This window comes from Alkalibacterium kapii (assembly GCF_007988865.1).
Lineage (GTDB): Bacteria > Bacillota > Bacilli > Lactobacillales > Carnobacteriaceae_A > Alkalibacterium > Alkalibacterium kapii.
In genome coordinates, this window is record NZ_BJUY01000022.1 from 1 (window position 1) to 18626 (window position 18626).

The window sequence follows — 18626 nt, forward strand, 5'->3', positions numbered from 1 at the left end:
AAAAAGAGTCAGATCACATTTTGCGATCTGACTCTTTTATTTATTCATTAATTGAACAAGTTCTTTATAGTCTGCCATAACTGGCTGAAGAAATTTCCGATCTGATCGATCAGACCACTGTCTTCAGCATCCTGCCACAAATCACCAAAGCGGTCTCTAATATTGGAAGATAAATTCTCCAGCTGTTTTCTGACCTCTTCTGAGTTGATCGCTCCAGTCTGCTGGTATTTTTCAAAGAAAGCAAGTAAGCGGTCAATTTGTTCCTGGCTGATAACAGATTTCAGCTCATTATTTTCCAAAGCATCATTGATTATGCGTTCGATATCTTCACGCGTAGCCAGTTCATCTTGCTTTTCACGAAGTTCTGCCAACTGTTGTTTGATTTCAACGATTGCCTGATCAAAACGGGACGTATCAAAGGCTTCTTTCCCTTCATTAGCTTGAGCGATTTCATTGGTTGTTTCCAGTTCTTCCTGAGCAACTTCCATTCGATCCTGGTCCAGCTCTTCACCATTCACATCAAAAGCTTTATAGATCCCTGTCAATGCACTTTCGCCTGTGACTGGACGTATACTGGCGACCATGATCGTTACATCTTCCACTCCTGCAGTGATTGCTGCATTGGCATACTGTTCTTCAGTGATTTCAGTGATATCATCTGGCGTTTCGATCAGAACCGTCACCCCGTCGCCTTCATCTTCCCGCTGAACGAGAACAGAAGAAATCATACTGGCCGTGTTTCCAGACCCAGTACCCAAATAATTCTGTAAGTCATTACCTGTGACGTCTACGCTTGCCACATTTTCTCTATTGTCAATATTTAATAAATCTGCGGTTTCCTGAATTTGTTCATCATTCAACCCTCCGCCATAAACAAATGTCGGCAAACCCCAAGCTTCATCGACAACGCTGGTATCAATACCTTCCGAGGCATCCACACTCACTAATGGCATCAGAGTTAATACACTTAAGGCAGCGGCGTATTTCATTCCATTTTTAAGTTTTTTGATCATCTTTTTCTCTCCTTTTGAAAATGCATTTAGTTTAATGCAGATACAGTATACCATCATTGTTTTAATTTTACACATTTAGGAATAAAAACAACCGTTCATTCGATTAAATGGTTTTCTTATCTTTTCAAATTACTATATTATTAAAAAAAGCACTGTCATTTAAACAGTGCTTCTGTGCTTGAAAATGGGGTTACAGTTTATTTAAAGCATCACTGACTGAATCCTCTCCGGTAACCAGATCAAAGGATTTGTGATATGTTTTCTCATTATCCAACGCCTCTGTAAGGACTTTGGCCACATCTATTCTCGGTATGCTGAAAACGTCGCTCTCTTCAATAACGTCTTTGATCAGGACTTTCCCGATAGAATCTTTGTTTTCAAGCATGCCTGGACGGACGATCGTGTAGTTTAGTTTTGAATCCATCAGCCACATATCTGCAAAATGCTTCGCTACATAGTAAGATTTCAACTCATCATTCCATCTGTCACGGTCGTCGGCTCCAAAGGCACTGACCATGACAAAGCGATCGATACCACTCGCTTTAGCCGCTTCAACAGCTTTGACCGCACCATCCAAGTCGATCAATAAGGTTTTGTCCGCTCCAGTACTGCCGCCGGATCCGGCCGTAAAGACGACTGCATCAATATCAGTCATCCGCTTTTTGATCTCATCTACAGAATCTTCAAGATTCCCCAGTCGCGCTTTTACGTCTTTTTCTTCAAATTCTTTTACCTGTTCTTCTTTTCTAACGAAAGCGATGGGAGTGTGTTTCTTGTCATTTTTCAGTTCATCTACCAAATGCTGACCGATCTGTCCATGGGCTCCTATAATGAGTACGTTCATATTATCGCTCCTTTTAATTTTTATTCTTCCTTTAGCTTAACAAAAAAGACATTTTATAACCAAAAGAACGCTTTGCCTGCATGATTTGAAAGTGTTACCTGAAATAAGTTAACCAGGAACAAAGGTCTAATTTCTTTCCTTTAAAGTTTTAACTCGACCAGTTCCCCGGACTCCAGAGCGTTCCATCCAGCTCACCTTTGAGTTGTTCTTCTCTTTTTTCTTGTTCTAAAAGCAAAGCCAATGTTTCTTGGAGTAGTGCTTTCTGCTTATAATCCTGACTTTCTTTCTCCAACTGCCTTAGTTGATTTTTCACCCACTGATTCTCTTCCATAGTATCCCTCTTTACTTGTCATCATAATTATCTAAGTGCAATTTTAACTCATCGAGTTCGATCCGGTTATCTTCAATTACCTCTCTGACCTCTTCTAGGATAAACAAGGCGTCTTCTGTCGCCAAAGTTTCTTGCGGTGTTTTTTCCAGCTCTTTCAGTAACCATTCTTCTCGACTTTTCAATGTTATAGGCTGCTCTAAGCTGATATATTGCTGGTACTCAATAAGTAATGCTTTTTTTTGCTTTTCTGACATATACGAAAATTGAAAAATAGTTAAGGGTTTCAGATAAATCATACCTGTTTTTTTAGCCATAGCCTGAAACGGTTTGGTTAATTCACTGATACTGAAACCTTCCCGTCCCCCTGTTTTGTACTCTTTTTCAGGCAGTCCGATCGCAAGGATCAATCCAAATTCTTTGTCTTTCAGTTTATTCCCTCTGTACCCAAAAGCAAAATGCTCAGTGAGCACTTCATCCTGCCATTTTTTTAAAAGTGGCGGAGATGAGTACCAGTAAAATGGAAACTGAAAAAGAATTCGGTCATGATTCACCAAGAGTTTCTGTTCTTTTTTAATATCGATGTCTCCATTTGGATACGTTTCTTCAAGTATGTGTAAGGTGATCTCTTCATCATCCGGTAAAGACTGAATCAGAAACTGCTGACTGCCGGATTCCAAAACAGATGGATGAGATACTATGATTAAAGTTTTCACAAATATTCTCCTCAGTTGGCGTTCGTGTTTGTTTATGTAACGTCAGTATATCAAAATTGATCGATCAAAGGGTATGATTCGTAACTCAAGAGATTGTATGGAACTCAGTTGTTATGTGATAGTCGCTGGAATGGGAACTCACTCGTTTGTTTCTCTTGAATACGACACTTTTGTCTCGAAAGTGCTTACTCATTGTGAATGCACCTTCCGAGTTCTACATCTCACTTCAAAAAGTGCTTACTCATTGAAAATGCACCTCCTGAGTTCGACATTCTGCTTCCAAAAGTACTTACTCATTGTGAATGCACCTTCCGAGTTCGACATCTCGCTTCAAAAAGTGCTTACTCACAGAGTCCATACCTTCCGAGTTCGACATCTCACTTCAAAAAGTGCATACTCAGTGAGACTGCACCTTCCGAGTTCTACATCTCACTTCAAAAAGTGCTTACTCACGGAGTCCATACCTTTTGAGTTCGACATCTGGGATCAAAAAATGCTTACTCATTCTTTTCTGTCAGCATATCGTTGAACAGCTTGTACATTTCTTTATGTTTCCGTTTCAGTGACACTGGGCGATACGTTTCCTTGTCTAGAAAAGCATGTTTTGTCTCTCCAATAGCACGTATTTCCTTAGTTTCCTTATCCCGTACTATATAGCTGACAACCAGCTTGACACCACTGAACTGCTTGACAAAGGCTTCTATTTCCACGGTCTCGCCATAACGCGACATCGTTTTATATTCAGCATTGACACCTAAAACCGGTATAACAATGCCTTCGTTTTCCATTCGCTGATAACCAAAACCGATCTCATCCATCAAATGCGTACGCGCCTCTTCAAACCACCGAATGTAATTCGAATGATGCACGATCTGCATCTGATCTGTTTCGTAATAATGAATTTTATGACTGTAAATATCCACTGCGCATCCACCTTAAAAATTTATTAGTTATTATTTTAGCATAACCGATTATACAGAAACGATATTACTGAATCCTTTTCACTAAACCAAGTTAACTTAATATTGTTCAATAGTCAAAAAGCAACTGACGGACTTCTTTAAGAAGCGGTAACAGTTGCTTTTTATCTTTTATTTTTTATTTCACTTCAAGGGGTTTTAACTGTTCATCTATGCTTTCTTTATCGTTACCTGCTCCAATCAAAACGCCAGCCGTATAAGCACCTTCGATAAATGCACAATCTTTGATTTCGATCGATTTGTCGCTCATTTCACTGACCATCTCAAGTGTCATTTTAGCACTCCCCAAATCATAAAATGCATAAAGATGATCTGCATCATTCTCCTCGACCGCTTTCATGATTTTATCAAAACTAGATCCTATCCCGTCATCATCTGTTCCACCTGCATAAGTTACTGGGGTATCAGAAGCACCTTGCTTAACGAGTGTATGGAGTCCTGATGCGAGTTCATTAATATGAGAAACGAGAACTATTCCAAATGCTTTAGCCAATTGACTCAACCTCCTCAATTAATGCCATGAAGAGATAGCCACTTGAAACAGCTCCTGGATCTAAATGGCCAATGGAACGTTCATTCAAATAAGACGCTCTTCCTTTTTTTGCTTTCAGCGGTTTTGTGGCTTCCATTGCTTCTTGGATACTAGCTTTTGTCAAGGTATCATTCTTTAAAGATTCAACAACTGGCTCCCACATATCGACCATAGTCTTATCTTTTAATTTTGCTTGGCCACGCTTTTTTATCGCATTTAAACCAGCTTCAACAACCTCATCCAAGTCTTTTTCATCAACGCTTTTTGACATTTCTAAAAAAGCTGACCCATATAAAGGGCCTGAAGCCCCCCCCACTTTGCTGATCATAGCCATAGCCGCTTTTTTCATCACTTCGCTAGGCTTTTCTAAACTATCGTCGTCGATTGCTTCTTCAACTGCCTTGACACCTCTAGCCATATTTGAACCATGGTCACCATCACCAATGGCTTGGTCAAGATTGCTTAAATACTGTTTTTCCTCTTCGATTCTTTTACTGAAATTAACCAACCATCGTCGCGTTTCTTCTGTTGTTATAGTCATATAAATTATCCTTTCTATTCCCAACCAGGTGTATCGACTTTTTCTTTCAAAGCGGATACTTCGCTATCTTCATCAAACTCAATAATTGTCAATGAAACCCCTAACATATCAAGGGAGGTCATGTAATTACCAACTTTTGCATACTCAATTTGTACGTTTAGTGTATCCATTTCTTTCTTTACGTCATTAAAGAAAATATATTGTTCCATCAACGGTGTGGAACCAAGACCATTTACTAGTATCCCGTACTGTGAATCATCTTTGAAGTTAAATGAGCGTGCCAATTTCTCTACTAATTCTTTCGCGATGTCTTTAGATGATTTTAATGGTTCACGTAAATATCCTGGTTCACCGTGAATACCTACACCATATTCTAGTTCATCTGCTTTCAATTCGAACCCCGGTTTACCCACTTCAGGTACTGTTGCTGCGGTTAATGCCACACCAATTGTTTTGATACGTTTGACTAATGCGTCGCCAAGTTCTTTCAGTTCTTCCAATGTTTTTCCTTGTCTTGCATAAGCACCTAGTATTTTATGCACTAAAACAGTTCCAGCTACACCGCGCTTACCAGCAGTATACGTACTATCTTCAACAGCAATATCGTCATCAACTAGAACCGTTTCAACTTTTATATCTTCCATTTCAGCTAGTTCTTTAGCCATGTCGAAATTCATGACGTCACCGGTATAATTTTTTACAATCAATAATACCCCTTGCCCATTATCGCTAGCTTTGATTGCTTCAAGAATCTGATCAGGTGTAGGAGATGTAAAGACTTCTCCGCAAACTGCTGCTGAGAGCATCCCTTCACCTACAAAGCCGGCATGAGCAGGTTCGTGTCCACTTCCACCGCCACTGACCAAACTAACCTGATTTTTATTTTTCTTACTTACTAAGACTCTAAAGCCTTCGAGTTTCTCTATTAAATCCTGATGTACGAAAGAAAAACCTTCGAGCATGTCGTCTACAACTTCACTAGATTTATTGATTATTTTCTTCATGTTATTTTCCTCCTACTATCTAATATTATTCTAAAAAATTTATTGAATACACTATGTTTGAAACGAAGCGACTTTTCTCCCTTATTTTGATCATAAATGAAATGTATCATTTTATTCGCTTATATTTTAGATGGTTAATCCTCATAGCCTTTTGATATTAAATATACCTTAGGATAATATCTAAATCTATCATTAACTCCTGATAAATTATAATTCAATGTTCTTATTCGAGCATTAATATACAAGCACCCACCTCTCTGAAAGGGTTAACTTAATAATAATATGAAAGCGTTTGTAAATAAACGGACAATTGGACCTGTCTGTCAAAACTGCCTAGCAATTTCACCTATCGTTTTAATCAACTATTATTTTTAATGTCATTCATTCCTCTTTAATGTAGTTCACCAGTTTCTGCAAGTCATCGATTTGAGACTGAATCATCCGACCGACTGTAGTATCTTTTATTAATTTACGTTTTTGCTTTTCGTCTATCATCTGTTTGAGGGAGGTCTCTTCTTTTTTTCGATCAAACAGTTTGTCAAGTGATTCAAAAGGCTGATGGATCACTAACTGAAAACCATAAGAATTATTGAGTAAAGAATAACCCGCAATTCCTGTGTCTTTTCTGTAGGCCTGACTCATCCCTCCGTCAATGACAAACAGTTGACCCTTTGCTTTGACCGGTTTTTCTCCTTTTTTAGCTTTAATTGGTGTATGCCCATTAATTATCTTAGAAGTCTTTCTATTCAGACCGAATGAGCTTAAAATATTATTGACGATCTGTTCATCATCTCTTAAATCAAAATAAGCATTTCTGTTTTCTTTGTGCACACTTGGGGTATCGATATAGTAGCGTTCAAATGTGGTCATCTTGTCTCTTCCAAATAGCGGTGAAACCGGTCCGGTCCATGCATACCATATCAGATCAGTTGAAAAAGTATCTGAACTGTTCGGATCCACAGCAGCCTTGCGTATATGACGTTCAAATAAATCAAGCATTTCTTTACCGGAAGTGACACTATCCTGCAGTTTGAGCTCCATTAGTTCGCCTTCCTCATTCAACGGAATGCACCCGTGATAGAGGAGATGGTCATTGTATATGAGATACATACTTCCTTTTTCCAGCAAGAACCGACCCATCCGTTGTATTTTTTCTGACTGCTGAAAACTTTCCAGTAATGTCTCGATTATATGAAGTTCTTCAGGACATAGATCATAAGGCTTTTCAAAATTGATTTGCTCATAAGGAAAATCGTTCAATAAAAATGTCTTACCATCTATAATAATGCTCTTTTCGTGCGGATCGATTTTATCAAGTAAAAGCCGGTCTTCCATTTTAAATTCCGGTCTCCTTAAAATAATTTGACCTTCCAGTTTAAACTGAATCACAGCTAGAGCTTGATGTACTTTAGTCAGCAGTTTCTCACTTTCTTCTTTGAAAATATTTTTCTCGTCAGAAACGATTTTGGGTTTGAAAGAATCATGGGCGGAATAGTTTTCCTCCGCGTAAAGAAACAGCGGGCGAAGATTAAGTCCATAGGTTTTTTCCAAATCAAACAGATAACCGTATCGGGCAGCAATTCGAAGGAGCGTCATTAAATTGGCCTTTGATCCATACATATCCCCCATCCACAGAACATCGTGATTCCCCCACTGTATATCCACAGAATGGTGATTCATCAACTTTTCCATGATAGTATATTCGCCACTGGTGCGGTCAAAAATATCTCCGACTAAATGAAGATGGTCGATCACCAAACGAGGAATCACCTGGCATAGAGCAATTATGAAGTGCTGAGCCTGTCCCAGATCGATAAGTCTGTCGAGTATGTTTTTGTAGTAGAGATTTTTGGTGTTGCGTGAAAGGTCCGTATACAGCAGTTCTTCAATAATGTACCGGTACTTCTCGGGTAGTGCCTTCCGGACTTTGGAACGCGTATATTTGACTGAACAAAAACGCATGAAATCTATGAGCTCTAAAATCGTTTCAGCATACCAAGCTTTGGTTTTTCGTTCTGCCTTCATTCGTGACAAAGCTTCCTTGGGATAACTGATCATCAGACTGAAGGCATTCTTTTTCTCTGCATCCCATTTCTCTCCATAAAAATTCTCTATTTTTTCACTTACATTTCCCGATCCCGTTCTGAGTATATGTTCAAACTCCATAGAAGCGCCGTGAATATCAGATAAAAACAGCTCGGTCCCTTTAGGCAGATTCTGAATTGCCTCGAGGTTTATCAACTCAGTATAGACGGACTCTGGTTTTTGATATTTTTCTTTCAACAGCTCCAAATATTTGGTATCTTTCAACATTATTCTCCCTCTCTAAAAAAACTATCGCTGCCCGCCGATCAGCTTGCTGTGTTGTTTCCTAATAATACACCCTGTTGCTCTCTTTGTATAAGGTTAGCATCCGTTTGTTGTATATTTACAATTCAATAATACCATTTACAGGCGCTTCATTACAGGCATACAGATGGTTATTGCAGAACAAAACAGCCCGATTCACAAGGTAACGACTGGTGTGAATCAGGCTGCTGTTATTCTTTTTCAGCTCTTTAGTTGAACAAGTCAAAACGTCACACTATCGTATGCGCCAGTCAAATATTGCTTTTACTAATACGCCTCGAAGACTCCTGCGTAAGAATCCTTTAAACATTTAGGGCATAAGATGCAATAGCCATGTCTTCTTCGACTGCCCCACCACTTACACCAATAGCACCAACGACCTCATTGTTGACGATTATCGGGAATCCTCCACCAAATGGTACGATTTTACAGTCATTAGACAACTGCAAACCATAAAGACTTTCGCCAGGTTGAACGAGCGGAGCTACTTCGTCTGTTCCTATCCCTAAAGCAGCAGAGGTGAATGCTTTGTTTACAGCTATTTCCACACTTGTAAATAAGGCTTTTTCCATTCTATGCATAAGCATTTGATTACCGCCAGTATCTACAGCAGCAAAAACGATCGGAACATTCATCTCTGCGGCTTTTTCTTCTGCCGCCTGCGCCATTTTCTTCACTGTTTCCAACGTCACTTGCTTGATATCATTTGTTTTGATAGTCATTTTTTTCTCCTTTATAATTATTTTCTTTATGACTGAACATTTAATAATTCACTTTCAACACGCGCCAAAATAAAAAGCAGGTCGGATAATCTATTTGTATACTGAGTGATTTCTTTCCTCACTGTTTCCTGTTTTTGCAGTTTTATCAGAGATCTTTCTGCTCTGCGTACAATCGTTCGGGATACGTGCAGAAATGAAGAACCCGGTGTCTCACCAGGAATAACAAAGGCTTTTAACTTTTCAAGCTGATTTGTGTAATCATCAATAAGATGTTCTGTCGCTTCAATGTCTATTTTTTGAATACTTGATGTTAATTTTTCTCTACCTTTTGAATCACTTGCTAGTTCAGCAGATAATGTGAATAGGTCTTTCTGAATATCACGTATAACTTTTTTCATGTCCAGATCTTCGATATTAGAATACGCAACACCCAGCATAGCGTTGGCTTCATCGAATATTCCGTAACAATCCACTCTCAAATCATCTTTTGATACTCTGCTTCCACCCAGTAATGCTGTTTTTCCTTTGTCACCTGTTTTTGTATATATAGCTCCCATTTTACACATCCTTATCCCATTTTATAGTTTAAACGGTATGCCCTTCACAAGTCTTGCCGCATTCGCTCCTATATTTCTCAGATTATACAGAGGTTCATCCCTTCTGACCTTTAAAAGTGGATGATCCTTTTCAAGTCTACTGCTGTGGACGGTGATCCTATCATCTGTGCCAAATCCAATACCCACTCCAAGCACAGAATCAATAGAAGCTTGGTGGCTTTGTACCTGTGCTAGAGCATCACTGCTTTCTTTAATGCAATACGGAATGCCTTCTTCCTCTATACCCCAAAGGACTTCATTCAGACTGTTTGATTTTAAGGCTGAGGGAGAAATATAAATAATGATACAGACGTTGTCTATAGTAGGATCCTTAGTCATTATTTTCGCCACCTTCAGCATAATTCAATATCAGGCCCGTAGCGACGGCATTTCGAGGCCCTTCTGTACTTCTAATGTTTCCTCGACCGGCAACGATACCATAATGAGCCAGGGCATCTGTAACTAACTGCGGGATTTCAAAATCCAGAGCTGAACCACCGACCAGTACAACGAATTCGATACTTCTAATATTTCCTGTCGGGGAAACTGCTCGTAGAGCTCGTAGAGCATTAGTCACAAATACTTTCTGCTTAGCCTTCTTCCTTACAGTTCTTATCTTTTCCAGGGACATGTTTCCTTGTAGTGGAATCATGCTCTCTTCTTTCAATATAACGGTCCGCGCAAATAAATGTGGTTCGAGAGGACGATCCATAAACTCAACTGTTCCATCTTCGTGTCTGATATGGAACAGGCTTTCAACTTTAGCCAGCGGATATTTCTTTACATCTTCAGCTAATTCAAAGCTTTCCAGCCCTAGTTCAGAATTTATCAGCATGGTGACCATATTTCCTGCGCCGGCCAGATGAACAGAAGTGGTCTTACTACTTTTATCAATAATAGAAGCATCTGTAGAGCCCGCTCCCATATCAAGTATGGCTAGGGGAGTGTTCGTTCCCGGCGTTGTGAGGGCACCATCGATCGCCATATCTGCTTCAACTCCACCGACCTCTACCTCTATACTGATTTCTTCAGTCAACTGATCTGCGATCATCTTCATCTGCAGTTTGTCGGCCTTGACCATTGCGGCTATACCCACAGCATTTTCTAGAGAGAATTCCTGAGCAAGTCCTCCTATAACAGTCTGTGGCGTTAAGGTATCTACCGCCAGCAAGTCCTGTATCTTCACACTCGAAACCGGTTGTTTTGTCAAATCTGACATCACTTGACGAACACGTTCAAGCATCCCCCCGGCATTAGTGCCGGCTTCACCTTTTATGTCTTCGATGACCTTAGAATGTCCCACTGATTCCATGATTTTAAGAGCTCCATCTTCGACATCTACTGTTTTTTCTCCTCGGTCACCTCTGATAATAATTTTTCCAGCCGGGATCCTTTTCTCCTGAACATCACCCTTAGGGGTTTTGATAACGACTGCTGATCTATTGCCGATCAAAGCTCTGGACAAAGGTACGATCATTTTAGTTTCCTCAGAGGTTAGCCCGAATACTGTAGCAACACCATACGGATTTGAAAGGACATCCACGACCCCGCCAGCAGATGCGACTTCTATTGCCGCTTTCATATCAAGAGGTACTTTTTCCAGCATCAGTACTTCATCTACAATGGGGATTTTTTTATTCAACCGATTATTTACCAGTACTCCATCATCTTTCTGGAGTACTGCTCCTACCACATTGATGCCATTATCTGTGGCTTTATTTATTTCAGCTGCTGCTTCGAAGAAATCAACAACTTTAGACACCAGAACAATGACGGGTTCATCATGACTGATCTGGAGCAGGTTTTCTATCGCAACAGTCTGACCTACTCCTACACCATACCCTCCAGGTGTAGAGGGATTATGACCAATCATTGTAGACTCAGTGATGATCGTTTCTGTTATAGTCTCCATCGCCACATCCCCTATGACAGGCGCTGCTTCATTGACACGTATCAAGTCTAACTCATCACGCGTCAATCCGGCTGTTTTTAAAGCACTGTCCAATGAATCAAAAACGCCCTTGATATTCTCTTTCGTCCCCTTGATGCCGCTGGTCGGGACGATGCTACTAGCCAGGAATGTGTGCTTATCCTCATCCTTTAACTGGGCTAAAGCAACTTCCGTCGTAGCATTACCTATGTCCACACCTGCTATGATTTTCATTCCACCACCTCCTAAAACCTATCAAATTATTCATCTTTTTTTAGTTTGTTTCTCTTCTCGTAAACTTCAGAAGCTTCTCTAATAAATGCACCATTTATTTTGGCATCATATTTTTCTTCCAGTTCTTCTGCAATGTCGACGAGCTCCTGCTTTGTAGAGCGATACGGTCTAAGTGCATTATAAATTTCCAGTAATCTTTCATCCGGTATCGCAATCAATTCAGCTGCTCTTCTAAAGTTTCTGGAAATGGCTTGTCTTCCATCTGCATCTGCAATCTGTGCCTGAAGTTCTAACGTTTCGGGTGATATCCTTACATCTTCCGGATCCACTTCACCTTTCATGACTTTTTCAAGAGTTATATCTTCCAGCATCTTTCCTGTAGGCGCTTTTAGAAGATCCGGTCTTTTTTGTGACAATGGGTAGTCTTGCTGCACTTTCATTTTTTCTGACATGTCGTTTCTCTCCTATTCTTCAAAACTGACTTCTACTTCGACCGACTTCTCATCTTCGATGACATGCTTTGTTTCCTTAATATGCAGCAGAGCTGCTTTTGCCTGAAATTTAGGTCTGGCCATCTGATCATTCTTTGTTGGCACCGGATTCGGTGACTGGTCTTTTGCATACTGTGCAGCATTTTTACCTATCATTCTATATGTTTCTAAATTCAGCAAGGGTGCCTGCGAAAAAATTTCCAGATTGTTCAGTGGCAAAAGATCTTTCTGATGAATTACAGTAGTCCCTTTAGACTGAATGCCAACTCCGATGCCTGAACCGCTCAATTTTGCTGCTTCTAGAGAAATAAAAGAAACATCAGACGTTTTAATAACTCTTACAACTCTTGGGCGAAGTCCTTCTTCTTCAATCCCAGCCATGATTTCTCTCAAGATATCGTCATGTGGAACATCTACAATACTCTTATGCTGATATTTAAAAAAAGCGGGTGCGAGGCCTATTACAATCTCATCTTCTCTGTTACCTTTTACAGCTTTTTCTGTTTCAGTTAACTTCATTATCATCACATCCTTCTCGATTTTTTTAATCGATATCTTCCGGTTTCATTGCGTTTGGAATATTTTTAATTTCATTCCATCTTTCCTTACTGATTCTATAGCCACTACCCGGTCCTTTATAATCATTGACATCATTGACTGCACTGACGACATTGAAATCTTTATCAAGGATAGCTGAAGTATGCAGATAATCTCCTGAAATTCTTTGCTTCAGCATATTCAGTAGGTTAGTTGCAACATCTTCAAAGCCCTGCCTGCTTAAAGCCTTGACGATATCTAGTCCTGTTATTCCACGTTTCATCATTTCTTCAGCGGCTTTTAAATCTTCCACTACATTTCTTTCCGGCATGTCCTTGCTGCCATGTGCATATGTGGCCGCTTCAACTTCCTCATCAGTAATTACTGGAAGACCCAGCTCATTGAATACCGCCTGTATAGCTTTTGCCGCTTTATTTCGGATAGCAATCGTTTCTTCTTCGGTTACCGGGCGTAATCCACCATCTACCATCAAGTCTCTTTGAAGAATGTTGTAATCATCAAAGTCCTCCGCATCAAAGTTGGAACCTGCAAACATGTTGTCGTAATTGGGTACTGCACTGTACCCCGAAAAAATAAAGTCTGTTCCAGGCAGCATCTGCATCAGCGTCCTGGCTGTTCTTCTGATATCCGAGTGGGAAAATGTCTGATCATTTGCTGACGCACACTCGATATCGAGCATCATCGCAATCAAATTCTCTGCCAGAACCGCTCTGATACCTGAAGGGACAGCTCCTGTCATACCGATACAGCTTACAGAACCATTCTGTAGTCCCTGGACCCCAGCTCCTTTGGTAATGTAAATACATCTTGTTTCCAGGTAAAGCATCGATTTACCTTCTGTGTATCCCATAAGTGCTTCTGACCCTGTCCCGGAAGTAAATCTCATCTTAAGTCCTCTCGAAGCATATGCTGAGGCCAGAAAGCCTTTGGACCAAGGTGTGTCATCGCCATCTGTGAAAACAGCTTCAGTGCCGTACACCGATACAGTTTCAGCGTAACTCGTGAATCCTCTCATCCCCAGCTCCAGTTCAGTCGCTTCTTCAACGGCACACTGGGTCAATACGCCTCCACGACCGACTTGAGAACCTACCAAGATTCCTAGTGCATTGAACGGTGCATATCGTACAATCCCGACTGTCGTTTCCTGCTCATCGAATCCTCTGATTGCAGCCTCTGCCGCGTCTGCCGCAATCTGAACAACATTATCTTTTAAATTGGTGACGTGACACTGGTTCGAAGGAGTTTTTCTCGCACGCATTTTCTGCACAGCCATCATCATTTCAACAACATTCATTGTTCCTACAACCTCTACGATTTTTGCAGGCGTCATCGCTGTCGTCAATTCTACGATTTCTTTTCTGTCAACATTGATATCCACTAGCATTTTAGCCAGATCAGTTGAATCCATACCCATTACTTCTTCTGCTTTTTCCATGTTTATAGCATATTCAGCTATGAACTGATCGATCATGTCAAATGCTTCTCTGGATTTGCCATCCAGTTCGACTATCTTATTTGCTTCTATTCTAATGCTGGGCTTGGGATCTCCGGGACTTTCCATTGCGATAAGTCCTTCGGCTGCCCACTCACCGATAAAACCATCCTTATTTACCGGACGTTTTTCCAGTTCCTCGAATCTTTTTGATCTCATTATTTCCCTCCTGCTTTCCTTATATATGAGTTATGTGCTGACTCTTTCTTGAACCATTATCTTTTTGTTTGAATGATAAACACTGTATCTTTTTATAACAGTAATCGTTCACTTCATAGAAAGAGGACATTTTGATTATTCGTGCTGAAACACGACAGCTTACTTTAGTTATTCCATTCATCTAAGCAACCTGCGCTGAATTCAAATTAAACGCTCATCCATGTTTCTTAAAATGGAACAAGCTCCCATGAAATCATGTCTCCATCTTCTGGAACGAAATCTTCGGCAGATTCAGGAACCATTTCTTCATTAGCTTCATATACCCAATATTTATTGTCATCAACACTTTGTTCAACACCTTCGATAGCTTCAACAAATCCTTCATCAGAAACGTTCATGTCATAATGATCTTCCATGATTTCCAGCAAAGCTGCCTCTGCATTCACTTCAATGGTGTCATTCGCCAATTCTTCCTCATTCGCATAAATCATAACAGTGACTTCTTTTATATCTTCCGACTTCACTGAAGAGTCGTTATCTTCATTCACAACCCAAAAAATGACAATCAAGGCAACCATCGCCACTATGGCTGTTAATATAATATTGCTTTTCTTTTTCATTTAGTTCTTCCTTTCCTTTTCGTTGTTTGATTGTAGATTTGTTGTATCCTTACTGGTCCTTTTAAACAGCTGCATGACTAACGGGTATAACAATGCGAAAAAAATGACATTTCCACCTGCATGTAGAATGTCAAAAACAAGACCAGATAAATAATAAGGGATAAATATGTTCCATCCAAAAAACGGTGCCTGGACCAACGAAATAATCAACCCGTAAAGTAAGCCTAAAAAAGCCACAAATATCTGTAGGATCGGCATACTTAAAGACTCGTATGACTCTTCAAGTAAATGGGTGCATCCGACCAGCACCGTATATGCAGCGAGCTGTGCAAAGGTCCAGGGGCCCATTCCTAAATAAATGTTAGTAAGTAAAACAGAAAGGAGTGAGACAGCCAAACCGGTTTTCCAACCATAATACAACGTAATGCACACAATCAATACTGTCATTGGCTGAACATTAGGTATGAAAGAAAAACTCAGTCTTCCTACTGAAACAAGTGAAGTCAGCAATGCCATACGTGTCAATGCATGCGTCTGTCCTCGGGCGTATACGGACTGCTCATCTATAGGATTCAATCCCACTTTCACTTCTCCTTTCTCGTTTTATGAGCAGATATAGACCATATTTTAAATTTCCACTCTTTTTAAACGCATTCGTAAATTCTGTCGCTGATTTTATAAGGAGAAGCCGATCACTTCATACTATGAAACGATCGACTTCTCTTATAGGTTTTTACATAGCTTCTTTAAATATTTTAATGATATCTTTCTCTGTACCTGAAATCGGATTAGTTCCCGCATTCCCATCCTTCATTGCCATTTTTGCCATATATTCGAAATCTTCTTCTTTGACACCCATTTCAGCTAATCCTGAAGGAATACCCACATCTTCGGAAAGCTTTTTCAATGCACTGATGGCTTTATCTGCTGCTTCTCTAACTGAGAGGCCTTCAATGTTCTCTCCCAGAAATTCAGCGATGTTCGCATATTTTTGTGGATTGGAGATCAGGTTATAGCGAGCAACGTGCGGAAGTAGTACTGCATTAGCCACGCCGTGCGGCATATCATACAATCCACCTAATTGGTGTGCCATAGCATGGACATACCCCAAGCCGGAATTGTTGAAAGCCATACCTGCAAGCAGTGAGGCATAAGCCATATTTTCTCGTGCTTCAATATTTTTACCATAAGCTACTGCTTGTCTGAGATTAGTAGAAATCAGTTTCATTGCCTGGATAGCAGCCGCATCGGTTACCGGATTGGCATCTAAGGTAATATAAGATTCAACTGCATGAGTCAGTGCATCCATACCAGTTGCCGCAGTCAGTGCTGCAGGTTTACCCAACATAAGCAGTGGATCATTGATTGAAACAAGAGGTGTATTTCTCCAGCTCACGATGACATATTTTATTTTAAGTTCAGTATTGGTGATAACTGCATGACGCGTGATTTCACTGGCAGTACCTGCTGTCGTGTTTACCGCTACGATTGGCGGCAGTGGGTTTACAAGTGTATCAATACCAGCATAATCATAAAGATCTCCTTCATGCGTTGCTGCAATACCGATTCCCTTACCGCAGTCGTGAGGACTTCCGCCACCAACAGTCACAATCATGTCGCACTGCTCTGCTTCATAAATCTTCAATCCATCTGCAACGTTAGTATCTTTTGGATTAGGTTCGACTTGGTCGTAGATAGCATGTTCGATACCATCATCTGCCAAATGGTTAATGACCTGTTCGACCGGACCTCCCGGTAACTGTCTCAGGAAACTGTCTGTAACGATCAAAGCCTTCTTTCCGCCCAGAACCTTACATTTTTCTCCTACTACTTTTACTGCACCTCTGCCAAAATAATTTGTACTTGGTAAAAAATAATCATACATCGTTATCTCTCCTTATAAATTTATTGTATGGATATAAATCGATTCAATTAAATCAAAACTACTCTACCGTCTTACCAAGGGTTCTTTATGATACAATTCAAACATAAATAATTACCCGTCTGTCTGCCAGATACTTTTCCTTTAGCGCTACTGGCATTTCTGAAAAGCGATGGATAAAGACTTTGACAGGACCAAAAACTTTCAAATCTTAAGAAAGATAATTATCTCGGCTAGAATTAAAATTATTCACCCGGATACAACCCTTTAGAGCGATGATATTTTGACCCTATCCCTCCTTTTTAGCAGCGTTAGTTTGTGATTAACTGAATTTGTTACAATTAAATCTTAACTTTAAAGCGTTTGTTTTGGAACGGACAGATTATTTAAAGTGTCAAAATTATTGAAATTTATTTATATTTTATTTTTATATCGTTCTATTCATCTTTAAAACTCTTATTTAAAAGGTTTTTTAAACTTGAACTGGAATCGAATGATTTAAATCATTTTTTTTATAAAAATAAGTTATGTATATATTTAATAAGTGAAAGTTTCACTAAAACAGACAAATACTATTATTTGCGCCAGTACTTTTTTAATAAATCTCCTTGTCACATAAATACTAGGCTATACGATTTTAATATTATCTAACCTGATCATAGACATCTATTTGCTATACTTTTAACAGTTCTCTTCAAATACAGACACTTCTGCAGGGTAAAAAGAACGTCCATGATTTCATCATGAACGTTCTTAAAGTCAGTTTTTTTCTATTTTCAAAGGGATGTAACTACACCATCAGAATCATTTCTTTGTATTAACTATAAGGTCATAGCCATGAACAGTAATGCCGCTATTATTCCGCCCATTAAGGGGCCTATGATTGGGATCCATGAGTACTCCCATTCTGAATCACCTTTATTTGCTATGGGAAGGAGTTGATGGGCGATTCTCGGACCTAGATCACGTGCTGGGTTGATTGCATATCCTGTCGTTCCTCCCAGCGAAATTCCGATAGCTATAATCAGTAAACCTGTGACTACCGGGAGGACACCTTCAGAAAATTCTCCGAGAGTAAAAGCCAAAAGAACAAACACCAAAACGGTGGTCGCAATGGTTTCCGATAACAGATTCCATTTGCTTCCTTTGATCGCCGGCCCTGTCGAGAATACAGCCAAAATAGCTGTCTCGTCATCTGTTGCAGCAAAATGTGGTAGATAGTGCAGCCAAACGAGTGCAGCTCCTGTAAAAGCACCCGCTACTTGCGCAAAGATATAGGGAAGAACAAGAGTCCAACCTATCTTTCCGGAAACTGCCATTCCAAATGTTACAGCAGGATTGATATGTGCAGGCGAAAGCCAGCTGGCGGCATATATCCCCATGCTCACCGCTAATCCCCAACCGATCGTAATCATAAGCCATCCGCCTTCATAAGATTTCGTTCTTTTCAATACATTTGCCGCAACAGCACCATCTCCGAGCAAAATCAAAATCATTGTACCGAAGAATTCTCCAAGTAGTTGCTGAAATAAAGTGGTATCCAATGTCATCTCTCCCTGATTCATTTTTTGTTTTTAGCATGCTGCAGCTGAAACATGCTGCACATTTTACTGTACAAACTCTTTACTGCATCTT

Annotated in this window: 20 protein-coding genes; all 20 read right to left on the reverse strand. The window is 40.0% G+C overall.

The features are described 5' to 3' along the window. Window positions 1–47: 47 nt before the first annotated feature. On the reverse strand, window positions 48–1013 hold the full coding sequence (locus AKA01nite_RS07450) for a DUF1002 domain-containing protein (protein ID WP_146924692.1): 966 nt from the start codon (window positions 1011–1013) through the stop codon (window positions 48–50). A 190-nt stretch (window positions 1014–1203) separates the two neighbouring features. Beyond that, window positions 1204–1857, reverse strand: coding sequence for an SDR family oxidoreductase (locus AKA01nite_RS07455; RefSeq protein WP_146924693.1), 654 nt, complete (start codon window positions 1855–1857; stop codon window positions 1204–1206). A 148-nt stretch (window positions 1858–2005) separates the two neighbouring features. Further along, complete coding sequence (locus tag AKA01nite_RS07460; protein WP_146924694.1) at window positions 2006–2188, reverse strand: hypothetical protein; 183 nt, start codon at window positions 2186–2188, stop codon at window positions 2006–2008. 11 nt (window positions 2189–2199) lie between these two features. Further along, window positions 2200–2901: an NAD(P)H-dependent oxidoreductase gene (locus tag AKA01nite_RS07465; RefSeq protein WP_146924695.1), complete on the reverse strand. Its 702-nt coding sequence runs from the start codon at window positions 2899–2901 to the stop codon at window positions 2200–2202. Between the two features lie 497 nt (window positions 2902–3398). Next, window positions 3399–3824, reverse strand: a complete 426-nt coding sequence (locus AKA01nite_RS07470; protein WP_146924696.1) for an acyl-CoA thioesterase — start codon at window positions 3822–3824, stop codon at window positions 3399–3401. A 175-nt stretch (window positions 3825–3999) separates the two neighbouring features. Further along, window positions 4000–4374: a dihydroxyacetone kinase phosphoryl donor subunit DhaM gene (gene dhaM, locus AKA01nite_RS07475; RefSeq protein ID WP_146924697.1), complete on the reverse strand. Its 375-nt coding sequence runs from the start codon at window positions 4372–4374 to the stop codon at window positions 4000–4002. Next, complete coding sequence (dhaL, locus tag AKA01nite_RS07480; protein ID WP_146924698.1) at window positions 4367–4954, reverse strand: dihydroxyacetone kinase subunit DhaL; 588 nt, start codon at window positions 4952–4954, stop codon at window positions 4367–4369. Before dhaL ends, dhaM begins: the two co-directional genes overlap by 8 nt. A 14-nt stretch (window positions 4955–4968) precedes the next feature. After that, complete coding sequence (gene dhaK / locus AKA01nite_RS07485) at window positions 4969–5958, reverse strand: dihydroxyacetone kinase subunit DhaK (RefSeq protein ID WP_146924699.1); 990 nt, start codon at window positions 5956–5958, stop codon at window positions 4969–4971. A gap of 381 nt (window positions 5959–6339) precedes the next feature. Next, window positions 6340–8271: a fructose-1,6-bisphosphatase gene (locus tag AKA01nite_RS07490; protein ID WP_146924700.1), complete on the reverse strand. Its 1932-nt coding sequence runs from the start codon at window positions 8269–8271 to the stop codon at window positions 6340–6342. A gap of 338 nt (window positions 8272–8609) precedes the next feature. Further along, window positions 8610–9029: a GlcG/HbpS family heme-binding protein gene (locus AKA01nite_RS07495; RefSeq protein WP_146924701.1), complete on the reverse strand. Its 420-nt coding sequence runs from the start codon at window positions 9027–9029 to the stop codon at window positions 8610–8612. Between the two features lie 26 nt (window positions 9030–9055). After that, on the reverse strand, window positions 9056–9586 hold the full coding sequence (locus AKA01nite_RS07500; protein ID WP_146924702.1) for a cob(I)yrinic acid a,c-diamide adenosyltransferase: 531 nt from the start codon (window positions 9584–9586) through the stop codon (window positions 9056–9058). A gap of 21 nt (window positions 9587–9607) precedes the next feature. Next, the gene (locus AKA01nite_RS07505) at window positions 9608–9964 is read right to left on the reverse strand and encodes a glycerol dehydratase reactivase beta/small subunit family protein (protein ID WP_186805135.1); all 357 of its coding nucleotides are present in this window, start codon (window positions 9962–9964) and stop codon (window positions 9608–9610) included. After that, complete coding sequence (locus AKA01nite_RS07510; protein WP_146924704.1) at window positions 9957–11789, reverse strand: diol dehydratase reactivase subunit alpha; 1833 nt, start codon at window positions 11787–11789, stop codon at window positions 9957–9959. Before AKA01nite_RS07510 ends, AKA01nite_RS07505 begins: the two co-directional genes overlap by 8 nt. 26 nt (window positions 11790–11815) lie before the next feature. Next, entirely contained in the window at window positions 11816–12241 is a 426-nt protein-coding gene (locus AKA01nite_RS07515; RefSeq protein WP_146924705.1) for a diol dehydratase small subunit, read from the reverse strand. A 12-nt stretch (window positions 12242–12253) separates the two neighbouring features. Continuing rightward, window positions 12254–12805: a propanediol/glycerol family dehydratase medium subunit gene (locus AKA01nite_RS07520; protein ID WP_222592495.1), complete on the reverse strand. Its 552-nt coding sequence runs from the start codon at window positions 12803–12805 to the stop codon at window positions 12254–12256. A 19-nt stretch (window positions 12806–12824) separates the two neighbouring features. Further along, on the reverse strand, window positions 12825–14489 hold the full coding sequence (locus AKA01nite_RS07525; RefSeq protein ID WP_146924707.1) for a propanediol/glycerol family dehydratase large subunit: 1665 nt from the start codon (window positions 14487–14489) through the stop codon (window positions 12825–12827). A gap of 227 nt (window positions 14490–14716) precedes the next feature. Further along, window positions 14717–15109 (reverse strand): DUF4430 domain-containing protein, encoded by a 393-nt coding sequence (locus AKA01nite_RS07530; protein ID WP_146924708.1) that lies wholly within the window; start codon window positions 15107–15109, stop codon window positions 14717–14719. Continuing rightward, window positions 15110–15691: an ECF transporter S component gene (locus tag AKA01nite_RS07535; protein ID WP_146924709.1), complete on the reverse strand. Its 582-nt coding sequence runs from the start codon at window positions 15689–15691 to the stop codon at window positions 15110–15112. It abuts the gene before it with no gap. A gap of 151 nt (window positions 15692–15842) precedes the next feature. Next, on the reverse strand, window positions 15843–16994 hold the full coding sequence (locus AKA01nite_RS07540; protein WP_146924710.1) for an iron-containing alcohol dehydrogenase: 1152 nt from the start codon (window positions 16992–16994) through the stop codon (window positions 15843–15845). A gap of 818 nt (window positions 16995–17812) precedes the next feature. Continuing rightward, a complete protein-coding gene (locus AKA01nite_RS07545; RefSeq protein ID WP_246117009.1) occupies window positions 17813–18535 on the reverse strand; it encodes an MIP/aquaporin family protein in 723 nt (240 codons plus the stop codon). Window positions 18536–18626: the final 91 nt, after the last annotated feature.